Origin of the sequence: Pantoea sp. UBA5923, from assembly GCF_002431095.1 — a bacterium.
GTDB classification, from domain to species: domain Bacteria; phylum Pseudomonadota; class Gammaproteobacteria; order Enterobacterales; family Enterobacteriaceae; genus Pantoea; species Pantoea piersonii.
On sequence record NZ_DJDN01000048.1, the window covers coordinates 92,831 to 106,680 of the forward strand.

The following is a 13,850-nucleotide window of genomic DNA, read 5'->3' on the forward strand; positions in this document are numbered from 1 at the left end:
GGGCTATTCCTCCACATCACTGATGTCTGGCTATGTGGCGCAATATCCCCTGATGGCGACTTTCTACCTGACGCGGTTCGTCAGGCAGCCTGTCGCCCACAGCATAAAGAAAAATGGAGAGTAGTGATGAATCCACTGAAAGCCGGTGACACCGCACCGAAATTTAGCTTGCCCGACCAGGATGGCGAACAGGTAAATTTAACCGACTTCCAGGGACAGCGCGTTCTGGTCTATTTTTACCCGAAAGCGATGACGCCAGGATGCACAGTGCAGGCTTGCGGCCTGCGCGACAATATGGATGAACTGAAAAAAGCGGGCGTGGAAGTGCTGGGCATCAGCACCGATAAGCCAGAAAAGCTGTCGCGCTTCGCTGAAAAAGAGCTGCTGAACTTTACGCTGCTCTCTGATGAAGATCATCAGGTCTGCGCAGCGTTCGGCGTCTGGGGCGAAAAATCCTTTATGGGTAAAACCTATGACGGCATTCACCGCATCAGTTTCCTGGTGGGCGCCGACGGCAAGATCGAAAAGGTGTTCGACGATTTCAAAACGTCCAACCATCACGATATCGTGATGGACTACCTGAAGTCGCTTTAACACACGCGGATGCGGCTTAGCGCCGCATCCCGCCGCCTCTCTTTACGAGACAGAACTTCCCGCAAGTGGCGTTTGCGCTTCCGCTACCCTGACGCAGTTTCGCCCGTCATTTTTCGCCTGATAAAGCGCGGCGTCTGCCTGTTTCAGGCTCTGTTCCAGCGAAACCGCCTCATCTTGCCAGCCCGCCACCCCGACTGAAAGGGTAATGGTGCCGACCTCGGCCAGCGATGCCGCGGCGATGCTGACGCGTATGCGTTCCGCAATGCGGCGCGCCTCCTCGATATCGGTCATCGGCAGCAGCATCAGGAACTCCTCTCCGCCATTGCGGCATACCACATCGCTCTGACGCGCGCTGGCGCTCAGCGTTTCCGCCACCTGCTGAATCACCCGGTCGCCGACATCATGCCCCCAGTTGTCGTTGACCCGCTTAAAGTGGTCGATATCCAGCGCCAGTACGGCGAACGGCTGACGCATCGTCTGATAAAAGTCGAGCACCGCACTCAGGCCGCGCCGGTTAAGCAGCTGCGTCAGCGGATCGGTCTGCACTTCTGACTTAAGGCGGCCGATCTTGTCCTGCACCAGGCCGATGCCGGTCAGCAGCGCGCGCTTAACCTGCGCCGCCTCGAAGTACCAGGCATGAACAGCACTAAGCTCCTGTGAAACGCCGGGCGCATCCATCTGACGCGCCTTACGCGCCAGCTGCCAGAGCGGCAGCGCGATCAGCCGCGCCAGGATCACCGCCACCAGCAGCGTCAGCAGCGCGAAAGGCACCGAGCGTTTCAGCACCTGCATCAGCAGGCCGGAAAGCGGCTCAAGCGTCACGGCGGTGGGCTTAAGCGCCACCACCGTCCAGCCCGTAGTCGGCACCACCGCATAGCCGGCGAGGCGCGACGGTTCGCCCGCCAGCTGTAGCTGCAGCGAGCCGTTGGTCTCTTCCTGATGACCGTTAAGCAGCGCAGGCAACGTTTTGCCGATCAGCTGCCCGTTCTGGTGATAGAGCACCCGGCTCTCGCTGTCCAGCACGTAGACGCTGGTGCCGTCGCGATAGTACTGCTCGCCAAGCAGCGTATTCAGAATACTTTTCTTTTTCAGATAGATGGTGCCGCCCACATAGCCGAGATAGCGTCCGTCACGGCTCCAGATCGGCCAGGAGACGAAGATAATCAGGTTGTTCGCCGCCGAAATAGTGGGTTTGCTGATGGCAGGCTGTCGCGCGCTTAGCGCTTCGCGCGACGCCTCGCTGGTAAGATGCATACCTTGCAGCATCAGGGATTCCGGCGAGATAGCTTTAACGACGCCGTTAGCGTCGACCACCGCCACCGAGTTAAAACTGCTGGTCTGCTCGCGCAGGCGATCGACCTCCCGACGCAGCAGCGCGGGATTATCAAAATCGTCGCCGAGCAGCCTGGCGCTGTAGTGCAGCTGCGACTGCGCCAGCTGGAAAAAAATTTCGGTGGTGGAGGCCAGCTTGGTGGCGTAAGCGCGGTTCGCCTCCAGCGTGCTGTCGATCAGCGCCATACGCTGCACGCGCCAGGTAGCATAGAGCGCGTTGGTCAGCGTAACTACGATGCTGACAATAGCGAGTAACGCGATAAGCGTGCGCAGATCGGTTCTGGGACGCAGGCGCATTAACATAGCGCGCCCGCTGCAAAAGATAAGTACATGCTGAAAGGCCTGAGAATGTCGTTATTGTTGGAAGTTATCTGCCCTGGTGAGGCAAGGGGCAAGTGTACACCCTGCCGCCCTCCTGAGCACCTTTCCAACCGTTACATTCTCTGACACCCGCTATTCGCGCCCGGCGTTAATCGATCAAACCGTGTTGATCGTAGAATGGCCAGGGGCCGGAATAGTCGCCGATGGCGCACTGGTGCGTCACCATCATACCCTGCTCCGGCTGCCAGCTATGCAGCAGGAAGCCTGGCGGCTCCAGCACGAAATGGGCCGGGCCGTCCGGCTGCAGGTCAAACGCTACCTGATGGGACACGCCCGGCGCGCACACCGCCAGCGTACCGGCGAAACGCGCCTGCAGGCTGCGGTGCAGATGGCCGCACAGCACGCGCTCTACCTGTGGATGGCGGGCAATAATGGCCGCGAGCGCGTCGGGATTACGCAGCCGCTGGCGATCCATATGGTCGATGCCGCAGATAAAAGGCGGATGGTGCAGCATAACCAGCGTCGGCGCGGCCGGTTCGCGCGTCAGGCTTTCCTCCAGCCACGTCAGCTGATATTCATCGACATAGCCCCAGGGCTGTTCCGGCACACTGGAGTCGAGCGCGAGCAGCTTCAGCGGCCCTACCTTCAGCTGCCAGTTAAGCGTAGCGCCGTGTTGAAGGTAGTCATGATCGATAAAGACTGCGCGCAGCGCCTGGCGATCGTCATGGTTGCCCGGCATCAGGCGGAACGGCAGCTGCAGGCGGCGCAGGGCCAGACGCAGCGTCTGATACTCCTCCACCGTACCGAAATCGACCAGATCGCCGGTGATCACCACCATATCCGGCTGTGGCCGCAGCGCGTTAAGGGTGTCGATGGCGCGCAGCAGCGCGGCCTGCGTATCCACTTTTTTATAGGACAGGCGACCGTTCGCCTTGATATGCAGATCGCTGATTTGCGCAATCAGCGTAGGTTTGGCAAACACAAAACTCTCCTTAATAACCGGTAAATTCCAGCGCGGCGCGCGGCGCCAGCGTCCAGGTGACGCGTTGCCCGGCGTGCCAGGCCTCCCGCGCATGACGCTCTACCTGAATCGGCGCGGCGAGACCGATATCGATCTGCAAACGCTGCGCGGCGCCTAAAAAAGTGCTGCCGACGATGTAGCCGTGGCGCGCGTAGCGGTTGTCGTCCGCCAGTAAGATATCCTCCGGGCGGCAGAACTGACGCGGCTCGCCGTGGACGTCGGTCTCGACGCAGTTAATCGCGCCGACGAAATCGGCGACGAAGCGCGTCGCTGGCCGCTGATAAATCGCCTGCGGCGTGTCGATCTGGGCGATACGCCCCTGCTCCATTACCGCGATGCGGTCGCCGAGCGCCATCGCCTCCTGCTGATCGTGCGTGACGTAAACGGCGGTAATGGCGAGCTTTTTCAGCAGCGCGCCGATCTCAAGCCGCAGGCGCTCGCGCAGTTTGGCGTCAAGCGCCGCCAGCGGCTCGTCGAACAGCAATACTTTCGGCCGCGCGGCCAGCGCGCGCGCCAGCGCCACGCGCTGCTTCTGGCCGCCGGAGAGTTTGTCGATAGCGCGGTTTGCCAGCGCGCTGAGATCCACCAGCGCCAGCATCTCTTTCACCCGCGCTTCACGCTCGACGCGCGCCACCCCTTGCACCTTCAGGCCATACTCGACGTTCTGCGCCACGTTCATATTGGGAAACAGCGCGTAGTTCTGAAACACCATGCCGACGTTGCGCTTCTCGATCGGCAGCGCGGTGACGTCGCGATCGTCGAACCAGACTTCGCCGCCCTCGTCGCTGCTCTCCAGCCCGCTGATAATGCGCAGCGTGGTGGTTTTACCGCAGCCGGATGGCCCAAGCAGTACCAGGGTTTCACCGGCGTGAACGGTAAGATCGAGCGGATGCAGCGCGGTATGTTGATGAAAGCGGCGCGAGCAGCCGCGCAGCGTGACGGTAACGGCATCGCTATTCATGCCAGCTCCTTAACAGCGTTTCGCGTTGCCTGGCGCGTCAGCCAGTGATTGCAGGCGTTCAGCATCAGCAACAGCGGTAAAATCATAACGATAAAAATCAGCGTATAGGCCGATCCCACTTCCAGCCGCATCGAGGCGTAACTGTCCGCCAGCCCTACCGGCAGCGTTTTCGTCAGCGGCGTATGCAGCATCCAGGTGATATTGAACTCCCCTACCGAGAGCGTAATCACCATAAACGCGCCCGCCAGGATGCCGTTGCGGCAGTTGGGCACCACCACGGTGAAAAAACGACGCCAGAATCCGGCCCCCAGGCTGGCGGCCGCCTCTTCAAGGCGCGGCAGCTGAATCGCCTGCATCACCGCCAGCACCGGACGGATCATAAAGGGCAGCGTAAAGAGCACGTGGCCGATCAAAATAAACAGCCAGCTGTCGCGCAGGCCGTTAAACCGGCCATAGAGCAGAATAATGCCGAGCGCGGTAGCCAGACCCGGCAGCGCCACCGGCAGCATCAGACACTGTTCGATGCGGGCGGACCAGCGCGGCGGCGCCTTCAGCAACCCCCAGGCAGCGGGCAGCCCGATCGCGACGGTGATCGCCAGGCAGCAGAGCGCAATCAGCAGCGACAGCCAGAAGGTATCGGCGTACAGCTCCCACACCTGTCCAACCCACTTCAGCGTCAGGCCGCTGCGCAGGCCGATAAAGTAGTTCTCCGTGACGCCCGCCAGCATCGACAGCACCACCGGCACGATCATAAACAGCGCCGTCAGCGCGGTGATGCCAGCCTGCAGATAAAACAGCGTACGACGTTTCATCACGCTTCCTCTCCCGACGCCCGCGTCAGGGCGCGCGCCAGCATCAGGCCCAGCCAGGCGACCGCGCCCATAACCACCGACAGCGCCGCAGCGGTGGCGAAATTGGCGTAGTTGGTGAACTCGCCGTAAATCGTCAGCGGCAGCACGCTAAGGCTGGTGCCCAGCGTAAACGCGGTGCCGAAGGCGCCCATACTGGTGGCGAAACAGAGCGCGCCGCTGGAAAGCAGCGCCGGCTTCAGTCCCGGCACAATAACGTCCCAGGTAATGCGCCACTGACTGGCGCCCAGCGAGCGCGCCGCCTCTTCCAGCGAGCGATCCAGTTTTTCGCTCGCTGCCACCAGCGTGACGATGGCGCGCGGCAGGGAAAAATAGAGGTAGCCGATAAAGAGGCCGCTGAGCGAATAGGCGAGCGTCCAGCGCTCGTGAAACAGGCTCATGCTCAGCTGCGCCAGCACGCCCTGACGGCCCGCCAGCATCACTACCAGGAACCCCACCACAACGCCGGGAAAGGCGAGCGGAAAGGTCAGCAGCGCCAGCAGCGTGCCGCGCCCGGCGAAGCGCTGACGCGCCAGAAAACAGCCGACCACGGCGGCGATCAGCAGCGTCATCAGCGTCACCGCCAGCGACAGCAACACGGTGTTGAGCAGGCTTTGCAGATACTGCGGCTGGCTAATGACCGTCCAGTAGCCGCTCTGCTGCGTGGTGCGGTCGGGCGTGACGCCGATCTCCAGCAGACGCGCAAAAGGCAGCAGCCAGAAGGCGGCAAAAAACAGCAGCGCGGGCAGCAGCATCCAGGGCCAGCGCGCGCCCTGATGCGCCCGATGGCGCAGGGCCGTCGGCGCGCGGCTGCGGGTATCCAGCAGCGACATTAACGGATCTCGCTCAGGTAGCGGGCGGAGAAGGCTTTTTGTGCATCGGCCATCTGCTGGTAATCAACAGTCTGGGCGCGGGCGTAGTCGCTGTCAGGCAGGAACTTCGCCTTCGCCTCGGCGGACATCGCCGACGGACGCACCGGACGCAGGTAGGCGTTGGCCCAGATAGCCTGCCCTTTATCCGAGAGCACGTAGTCGATCACTTTTTTGCCGTTGGCTTCGTGCGGCGCGTTCTTCACCAGGCTGATGACGTAAGGCACCGTTACCGTACCCTCTTTCGGGATCACAAAGGCGACGTTGGCATGGTCTTTATATTTGGCGCGGTAGGCGTTGAAGTCGTAGTCGAGCAGAATCGGGATCTCGCCTGAAATCAGGCGCGCATAGGCGGTCTGCTTTGGAACGATCGGCTGATTGACCTGCAGCTTTTTGAACCAGCTGAGCGCCGGAGTAAAGTCCTGCATGGTGCCGCCTTTCGCCTGGTTCACCGCCACGGCGGCGACATAGCCGACAAAGGCGCTGGAGGGATCGAGATAGCCCACCATACCTTTATATTCCGGCTTAAGCAGATCGTCCCAGGATTGAGGCACCGGCGCGCCGCCCAGCGCATCGACATTGACCATAAAGCCCATGGTGCCTGAGTGCAGCGCCACCCACTTGCCGTCGGGATCTTTCATGCCTGCCGGGATCTCATCCCAGTGCGCCGGTTTGTAATCGGCGATCACGCCGGTGCCCGCCGCCTGGATGCCAAAACTTACGCCGTAATAGACCACGTCGGCGACCGGATTACTCTTCTCGGCGACCATCTGCGCCAGCGCCTGGCCGGAGTTTTTATTATCCTGCGGCACCTGAATGCCGGTATCACGCGCGATGGCTTTCAGCTGCGTTCCCCAGTCCGCCCATTCCGGCGGGCAGTTGTAGCAGATCGCGCTTTCCGCCGCGTGGGCGGCCTGGCTCGCCATACCGCATGCAGCCAGCAGCGCCGCAGCGGTTAACTTTTTCATTTTGTTGTGCGTTGACATGTGGATTCCCTGGAGTTGACGAAAGTAGAGCGCGGCGCGGGCGCGATGCTCTCGCCCAACCGCAGGTGGTGTGCCAGCATGCGGGGCCCGCCGCTGGATTGTTGTAAAAGCATATCGATAGTGCATGCGCCAAGCAGATCGCTGGGCTGCACTACCGAGGCAAGCGACGGAGAAAGATGTTCGCCGGTTTCAATGCCGTCGAAGCCCATAATTGAGAGCTGGGTCGGCACCTGAACGCCCGCGCGCGCGGCGGCACCCATCAGACTGATGGCCAGCAGGTCGTTACTGCAGATCACTGCCGTCAGCGGATTTGCGCCCTGCAGACGCGGCCGCAGCTGCTGAAAATCGGAGCGCGTATGGCTCGGCATCTCAATCAGCGGAAAGGGTTTCAGCCCCGCCTGCTGCATCGCGTCGCAGTAGCCGAGAAAGCGCTGCTGCGCGCGATCGGACTGCCAGACCGGCCCGGTAACCATGCCGATATGACAATGGCCCAGCGTCAGCAAATGTTCGGTGGCTTCAGCCATCGCGAGGCGGTTATCAACGCAGACGCTCGGCCAGTCCGCGCTTTGCGGCACGTTGTGCGCCAGCACAAAGGGCATCTGCGCCGCGGCCAGCGTCGGCAACACGGCGCTGCGATCCGCGTCGGCCACCGTCAGCACCAGCCCGGCGACGCGCTGACGCAGCATATGCTCCACAATTGCCGCTTCGCGTTCGGCCTGATAGTCGCTGGTGGCGACCAGCAGGCCAAATCCAGCCAGCCGCGCCTGCCGCTCCATCGCCTGAAGCTGCTGCGCAAACACCGGATTCAGCAGTGAAGGCAGCAATACGCCAAGCGTGGTGGAGCTTTGGGTGCGCAGCTGACGCGCGATATGGTTAGGCCGAAAGCCGAGCTGATCGGAAGCCGCCAGCACGCGCTGCAGCGTACTCTCTTTCAGCAAATGGGGGTCGGAGAAAGCGCGCGCTGCCGTGGCGCGAGAAACGCCCGCCAGTTTCGCTACGCTGATTAAATCCGTCATTTTTCCCCCTCAATACGCTGATGAGAACGATCTCATTGGCGCTCAAAGTAAAGGGGTTGTATGACAGAACAATCGCAGCGGGATGACGAACAGATGACAGCGGCGCGCGGCCGCTGTCAGAGAAGGGCTTACAGCATCAGGAAGGCGTAGCCTTCGTTTTGCAGCGTTGCGACGGTGGTGCCGCTGGAGATGGTGTGGGTAACGCGCTGATCGATCCACTCGCGCTGCAGGTTGTGGAAAGCCACCGACTGGTCGCAAATCGACACCTTCACACCCGCTTTTTCCAGCTCGTCGATCAGCTTAAGGTTCGGGTTGTCCACGCCGTACGCTTTATGGAACTGCTCGTTGTTCAGCGCCGCCGACACCGCATCGCTGTTGATCGATACCACAAAATTCAGCTGATTCAGCGGCACGCCTGCAGCGTAATAGAGGTTAGTTACGCGTGCGACGCGCTCCAGACCCAGGTTCGGCTTACGAATATCGCCTTCACTGCGGTTAACCTGGAAAACAATTTTATTGCTCAGGCCCGGTACGGTGCCTGGTTTATAAGCGGGCGTATCGACATAGTGAATTTTGCCGTAGCCTTCAATCGCGGGCGTACTCCAGAAATCTGCTGGCTGCGTGTTGTTATCGGCGAATTTGCCGCTTACTTTTTCATATAATTCCGGCAGCTGTAATACATTGCCGCCAATAAACCCGGCTATAGCTGCCACCACAATATAGGCCGCTGGACGCATCGTTATTCTCCTGCTTGTTATTTTCAAAGTGTGATTACATCTGTAGCCATGCGTAACCCTGGTTCTCCAGGGTTGAGACCGTGGTCGGGCTGGAAAGCGCATGGACAACTGATTTATCGATCCAGTCGTTGGGGTAATGGTGGAAAGCCACCGACTGGTCGCAGACGGAGACCTTCACGCCCAGCTTATTCAGCTCGCCGATAAGCTTGAGGTTGGGATTGTCTACGCCATAAAACTGTTTGAAATGGGCGTTATCCAGCATCGCTGGCGTCGCGTCACCCGTCACCGAGACCACGAATTTCAGATCTTCGGCGGGAACGCCGGAGGCGACATAGAGATTGACCACGCGCGCTACGCGCTCCAGGCCAAGGTTAACGTCGGTCATCGCGCCGTCGCTGCGGGTGATCTGGAAAACGATTTTATTGCTCAGGCCCGCGACCGGTTTAAAGGCGGCATCCGGCTCGTAGTGGATCTTTCCATAGCCTTCGACGGCAGGCGTGCTCCAGAAGCCTTCGGGATCGCTGGGTTTGGCGGCGAAGTGGTTAACGACCTTTTGATAGAGCGCGCCGCTCTGGGTAACGCCCGCGCCAACAGCACCGCCAATAATAGCGATGAGCGCGTAAGATACAGCTGAACGCATAAATTCTCTCCGGACAACAGCGTAGGGCTGATTCACATCCTGAATCGGGTGAGCTATCTATACCACAGCCCCGGCGTGGCAAAAGGGTGCGGCGCTAAGCCGCTGCGCCCGATTAATTTCAAATGAAATTATTAATTAACCAAATTAATAAAGGCGCTCGATGGGGCTGCACTTGCAGCTCTTTATTAGGATGGATCGATATAAAAGCGTTCAGAGAAGTTAAATAAAAAAGTTTTGGGTAAATGACGTACCAGTTATTAATATGGCGCAAGGCGGGTAATCTCTTTCACAATAAAAATTATTGATATTCACTTTTACCGTCCAGCGCTTTTGCAGCCGTTTTTTTCAGAGTAAGCCTGGAAAAAAACATGCCACATTCAATTTTTTTGAGCAAATTTACATATCTTTAATCGGCAGAGGGATTGGGAGCTGACTGATTCAGCAGGAGAAAACGTCTCTTACAGGCGCGTCAATAATAGTGCCCGCTGCTACAGCGCATTTATGCTGGCGGTGCGACTTATCAGCTTAAAAACGCGCTGCCTTTTTTAACGAAAGCTTGCCTGCCGTTAATATTCAATTTTTTGCTGCAAAGGCACGATTACAGCCTCTGTTAATGGCAAAGCAGACCGTTTCTTTCTCTCAAGGCTCTGGTTAAGATAGACGCGACGCGTCTTTTACCCTGAAAAAGCACAATGTACTTTCCAGGCCTCTGAGTTTCTCTACAGGATCCAGGCATGTTGAACCGGTTAAAGAAAACGCTACTCGCCGCGCTGCTTCCCACGCTGATGCTGATGCCGCACGCGCCCGCCTGGGCTGACGTCAGCGACTCGCTGCCCGATATGGGCACGACCGCAGGCTCGACGCTCTCTATCGGCCAGGAGATGCAGATGGGCGACTTTTATGTGCGTCAGCTGCGCGCCAGCGCGCCCTTGATTAACGATCCCCTGCTCAACCAGTACATTAACCAGCTCGGCCAGCGCCTGGTCGCCCATGCCGACTCGGTAAAGACGCCCTTTCACTTTTTTCTGATCCAGAACGACGAGCTTAACGCCTTCGCCTTTTTTGGCGGCAATGTGGTGCTGCACGCCTCGCTGTTTCGTTTTACCGAGAATGAAAGCCAGCTTGCTTCGGTCATGGCGCACGAAATCTCTCACGTTACCCAGCGCCATCTGGCGCGCGCAATGGAAGATCAGAAGCGCAACGCGCCTTTGACCTGGGTCGGCGCGCTGGGATCGATTTTACTGGCGATGGCCAGTCCGCAGGCGGGCATGGCGGCGCTTACCGGTACGCTGGCGGGTACGCAGCAGGGCATTATCAGCTTTACGCAGGGCAACGAACAGGAGGCCGATCGCATCGGCATTCAGGTGCTGCAACGCGCCGGATTCGATCCCGAAGCGATGCCGAACTTTTTACAGAAGCTGGCCGATCAGAGCCGCTTCTCCTCAAAACCGCCGGAAATCCTGTTGACGCACCCCCTGCCGGACAGCCGCCTGGCGGATGCGCGCAACCGCGCCAACCAGATGCGCCCGGTGGTGGTGCAGTCCTCGCAGGATTACTACATGGCGAAAGTGCGCGCGCTCGGCATGTACGCCACCGGCCGCAACCAGCTTACCGACGAGCTGCTGGATGAGTATGGCCGCGGCAATAGCCGCCAGCAACAGGCGGCGCAGTACGGCAAAGCGGTGCAGTTTTTACAGGCGAAAAGTTTCGCCAGCGCGAAAAAAATCATCGAGCCGCTGCTGGCAAAGCAGCCCGATAACATCTGGTTTCTCGATATCATGACCGATATCGATATTGGTCTGAACCAGCCGCAGCAGGCGATCGCGCTGCTTAACGCCGCAGGCGGCGCAAAAAACAGCCCGGTGGTGCAGCTTAACCTGGCGAACGCTTACGTCGAGGCGAAACAGCCCGCTAACGCCAGCCGCATTCTTAACCGCTATACCTGGTCGCATCCCGACGACCCCAACGGCTGGGATCTGCTGGCGCAGGCGTCGGCGCAGCAGGGGCTTAATGACGAAGAGATGTCGGCGCGCGCCGAGACGCTGGCGCTTAACGGCCAGCTCGATCAGGCGATCACCGCCCTGAGCAGCGCCAGCGCGCAGGTGCCTGTCGGCAGCCTGAAACAGGCGCGCTACGACGCGCGTATCGACCAGCTGCGCCAGCTGCAGAGCCGTTTTAAACAGTATCAAAAAGGATAAACGCCGATGGTCACTCTTTATCACAACCCGCGCTGCAGCAAGAGCCGTGAAACGCTGGCGCTGCTGGAGGCGCAGGGCGTCGAACCGGAAATCGTGCGCTACCTGGAGACCCCGCCAGATCGCGAAACGCTGCAAATTCTGCTGCAAAAACTCGGCCTGAGCAGCGCCCGTCAGCTAATGCGCACCAAAGATGAGCTTTATAAAACGCTGCAGCTGGAAAACGCCAGCGAAAGCGCGTTGCTTGACGCGCTGGCGTCGCACCCGGCCCTGCTGGAGCGGCCCGTGGTCGTCAATGGCGATCGGGCGCGAATCGGCCGTCCGCCGGAAGCGGTGCTGGCGATCCTTTAAAGACCGAGCGTCTCTTTTACGAAGGGAATGGTGAGTTTGCGCTGCGCGCTGATGGAGGCGTGATCGAGACGATCCAGCGTATCGAACAGCGTGCGCATTTCGCGATCGAGGCGTTTCAGCAGGAAGCGCCCCACGTCCTCCGGCAGCTCAAATCCTCGCATGCCGGCGCGCAGCTGCAGCGCCTGCAGTTTATCTTCATCGCTCAGCGGCTGCAGACGGTAGATCTGCCCCCAGTCGAGGCGCGACGCCAGATCGGGCAGATTAAGATTAAGCTGGCGCGGTGGTCGATCGCCGGTGATCAGCAGTCGGGTTTTGCCCGTTTCCAGAATACGGTTATAGAGATCGAAGATCGCCATTTCCCACGCCTCTTCTCCCGCGATGCACTCGATGTTGTCGATGCAGACCAGCGCCAGATGCTCCATGCCGTCCAGCACGTCCGGTACAAACCAGGTACGCTTATCCAGCGGCACATAGCCGACTGCTTCACCGCGCGCCGACATTTCTGCGCACGCGGCGTGCAGCAGATGGCTGCGGCCCCCGCCTTCGCGCGACCAGAAATAGAGATAGCTGCCGTGTTGCTGACTGAGGGCGCCTTTGAGCGCGGCAATAAGGGACGGGTTTTCCCCCGGCCAGAAGCTGGCGAAAGTTTCGTCGTCCGGTAAGTAAAGTGGCAGTGACAGTTGTGCCGGCGTGTTCAGAAGCACCTCAAAGAGAACAGGCAAAAAACGGGGCAAGTCTACCACAGTTTTCGCCGGGAGAGGATAACGGGCGTCCCTGCCCGCAAGGGGCTTAGTGACCGCCCTTCTCTTCAGCGTCCAGCACCACTTCCTCTGGACGCAGCAGCGAAATAACGCGGAAAATCAGCGCCAGCAGCACGCCGACCAGCGTCGCCAGCGCCATGCCTTTCAGCTCGGCGGCGCCGATATGCACTTTCGCTCCGCTGACGCCGATGATCAGGATAACGGAGGTCAGGATCAGGTTTTGCGCCTTGCTGTAATCGACCTTCGATTCAATCAGCACGCGGATGCCCGACGCGCCAATCACACCATAAAGCAGCAGCGAGACGCCGCCCATGACCGGCACCGGGATCGCCTGAATCGCCGCCGCCAGTTTGCCGACGCACGACAGCAGGATTGCGATGATCGCCGCGCCGCCGATTACCCAGGTGCTGTAGACGCGGGTAATCGCCATAACGCCGATATTTTCGCCGTAGGTAGTATTCGGCGTCGAGCCGAAGAAGCCGGAGATGACGGTTGAAAGACCGTTCGCGAACATTGAGCGGTGCAGACCGGGATCACGGATCAGATCTTTTTTCACGATATTCGCGGTTACGACCAGATGCCCGACATGTTCAGCGATGACCACCAGCGCAGCGGGCAGAATCGTCAGCATCGCCGCCCATTCGAAACGCGGCGTATAAAAGGTCGGCAGCGCGAACCAGGGCGCGTTATAGACTGGCGTCCAGTCAACGATGCCCATCGCGAAAGAGAGCGCATAGCCTGCGACCACGCCGACCAGGATAGGGATAATGGCGAGGAAACCGCGAAACAGCACCGAGCCGAAAACCGTCACCGCCAGCGTCACCAGCGAAATAGTTATCGTGGTGCTGTCAGCGCTGCTCCCTTCCGCTGGCAGCAGGCCCGCCATATTGGCCGCCACGCCCGCCAGCTCCAGCCCGATAACCGCCACGATTGCGCCCATCGCCGCCGGCGGGAACATCACGTCGATCCAGCCGGTACCCGCTTTTTTCACAATCAGCGCGACGATGCAGAACAGCACGCCGCACAGGATAAAACCGCCCAGCGCCAGCTCATAGCCCAGCGGCAACAGCAGCAGCACCGGCGAGATAAAAGCGAAGCTGGAGCCGAGATAGGCGGGGATTTTGCCTTTACAGATAAAAAGATAAAGCAGCGTGCCGACGCCGTTGAACAGCAGCACCGTTGCCGGGTTGATATGGAACAGAATCGGCACCAGCACCG

General features: G+C 59.8%; 14 protein-coding genes. 3 read left to right on the forward strand and 11 right to left on the reverse strand.

What is annotated here, in order from left to right:
- The first annotated feature begins 126 nt into the window (after window positions 1-126).
- Window positions 127-594 (forward strand): thioredoxin-dependent thiol peroxidase, encoded by a 468-nt coding sequence (bcp, locus tag B3797_RS11900; protein ID WP_120457616.1) that lies wholly within the window; start codon window positions 127-129, stop codon window positions 592-594.
- Between the two features lie 42 nt (window positions 595-636).
- Here bcp and B3797_RS11905 read toward each other — a convergent pair whose 3' ends face one another.
- The 9 genes from B3797_RS11905 to B3797_RS11945 all read right to left on the reverse strand — a co-directional run bounded on the left by B3797_RS11905 (window position 637) and on the right by B3797_RS11945 (window position 9,325).
- Complete coding sequence (locus B3797_RS11905) at window positions 637-2,229, reverse strand: sensor domain-containing diguanylate cyclase (protein ID WP_311782901.1); 1,593 nt, start codon at window positions 2,227-2,229, stop codon at window positions 637-639.
- 166 nt (window positions 2,230-2,395) lie between these two features.
- The gene (locus B3797_RS11910; protein ID WP_311791171.1) at window positions 2,396-3,229 is read right to left on the reverse strand and encodes a phosphodiesterase; all 834 of its coding nucleotides are present in this window, start codon (window positions 3,227-3,229) and stop codon (window positions 2,396-2,398) included.
- A 10-nt stretch (window positions 3,230-3,239) separates the two neighbouring features.
- Complete coding sequence (locus tag B3797_RS11915) at window positions 3,240-4,229, reverse strand: ABC transporter ATP-binding protein (RefSeq protein ID WP_311791172.1); 990 nt, start codon at window positions 4,227-4,229, stop codon at window positions 3,240-3,242.
- The gene (locus B3797_RS11920) at window positions 4,226-5,041 is read right to left on the reverse strand and encodes an ABC transporter permease (protein ID WP_311791173.1); all 816 of its coding nucleotides are present in this window, start codon (window positions 5,039-5,041) and stop codon (window positions 4,226-4,228) included. The genes B3797_RS11915 and B3797_RS11920 overlap by 4 nt, the downstream gene beginning before the upstream one ends.
- Window positions 5,041-5,910, reverse strand: coding sequence for an ABC transporter permease (locus B3797_RS11925; protein ID WP_311791174.1), 870 nt, complete (start codon window positions 5,908-5,910; stop codon window positions 5,041-5,043). The genes B3797_RS11920 and B3797_RS11925 overlap by 1 nt, the downstream gene beginning before the upstream one ends.
- Window positions 5,910-6,932, reverse strand: coding sequence for an ABC transporter substrate-binding protein (locus B3797_RS11930; RefSeq protein WP_311791175.1), 1,023 nt, complete (start codon window positions 6,930-6,932; stop codon window positions 5,910-5,912). The genes B3797_RS11925 and B3797_RS11930 overlap by 1 nt, the downstream gene beginning before the upstream one ends.
- Window positions 6,911-7,948, reverse strand: coding sequence for a LacI family DNA-binding transcriptional regulator (locus B3797_RS11935; RefSeq protein WP_311791176.1), 1,038 nt, complete (start codon window positions 7,946-7,948; stop codon window positions 6,911-6,913). Before B3797_RS11935 ends, B3797_RS11930 begins: the two co-directional genes overlap by 22 nt.
- 128 nt (window positions 7,949-8,076) lie before the next feature.
- On the reverse strand, window positions 8,077-8,685 hold the full coding sequence (locus B3797_RS11940; protein WP_311782907.1) for a DsrE family protein: 609 nt from the start codon (window positions 8,683-8,685) through the stop codon (window positions 8,077-8,079).
- Window positions 8,686-8,719: 34 nt separating this feature from the next.
- Entirely contained in the window at window positions 8,720-9,325 is a 606-nt protein-coding gene (locus tag B3797_RS11945) for a DsrE family protein (protein ID WP_311782908.1), read from the reverse strand.
- 734 nt (window positions 9,326-10,059) lie between these two features.
- On the opposite strand from B3797_RS11945, the gene B3797_RS11950 reads away from it, so the two are divergent.
- Both B3797_RS11950 and arsC read left to right on the forward strand, forming a co-directional pair.
- Window positions 10,060-11,523, forward strand: coding sequence for a tetratricopeptide repeat protein (locus B3797_RS11950; protein ID WP_120457597.1), 1,464 nt, complete (start codon window positions 10,060-10,062; stop codon window positions 11,521-11,523).
- A 6-nt stretch (window positions 11,524-11,529) separates the two neighbouring features.
- Window positions 11,530-11,871 (forward strand): arsenate reductase (glutaredoxin), encoded by a 342-nt coding sequence (gene arsC / locus B3797_RS11955; RefSeq protein ID WP_311791177.1) that lies wholly within the window; start codon window positions 11,530-11,532, stop codon window positions 11,869-11,871.
- Here the strand turns inward: arsC and hda are convergent.
- Window positions 11,868-12,569 carry a DnaA inactivator Hda gene (gene hda / locus B3797_RS11960; protein ID WP_311783023.1) on the reverse strand — a complete coding sequence of 234 codons (702 nt, stop codon included), beginning with the start codon at window positions 12,567-12,569 and terminating at the stop codon, window positions 11,868-11,870. The two genes, arsC and hda, sit on opposite strands and share 4 nt — an antisense overlap.
- A 91-nt stretch (window positions 12,570-12,660) precedes the next feature.
- On the reverse strand, window positions 12,661-13,850 hold a 1,190-nt coding region (uraA, locus tag B3797_RS11965; RefSeq protein ID WP_311791178.1), incomplete at its 5' end, for a uracil permease.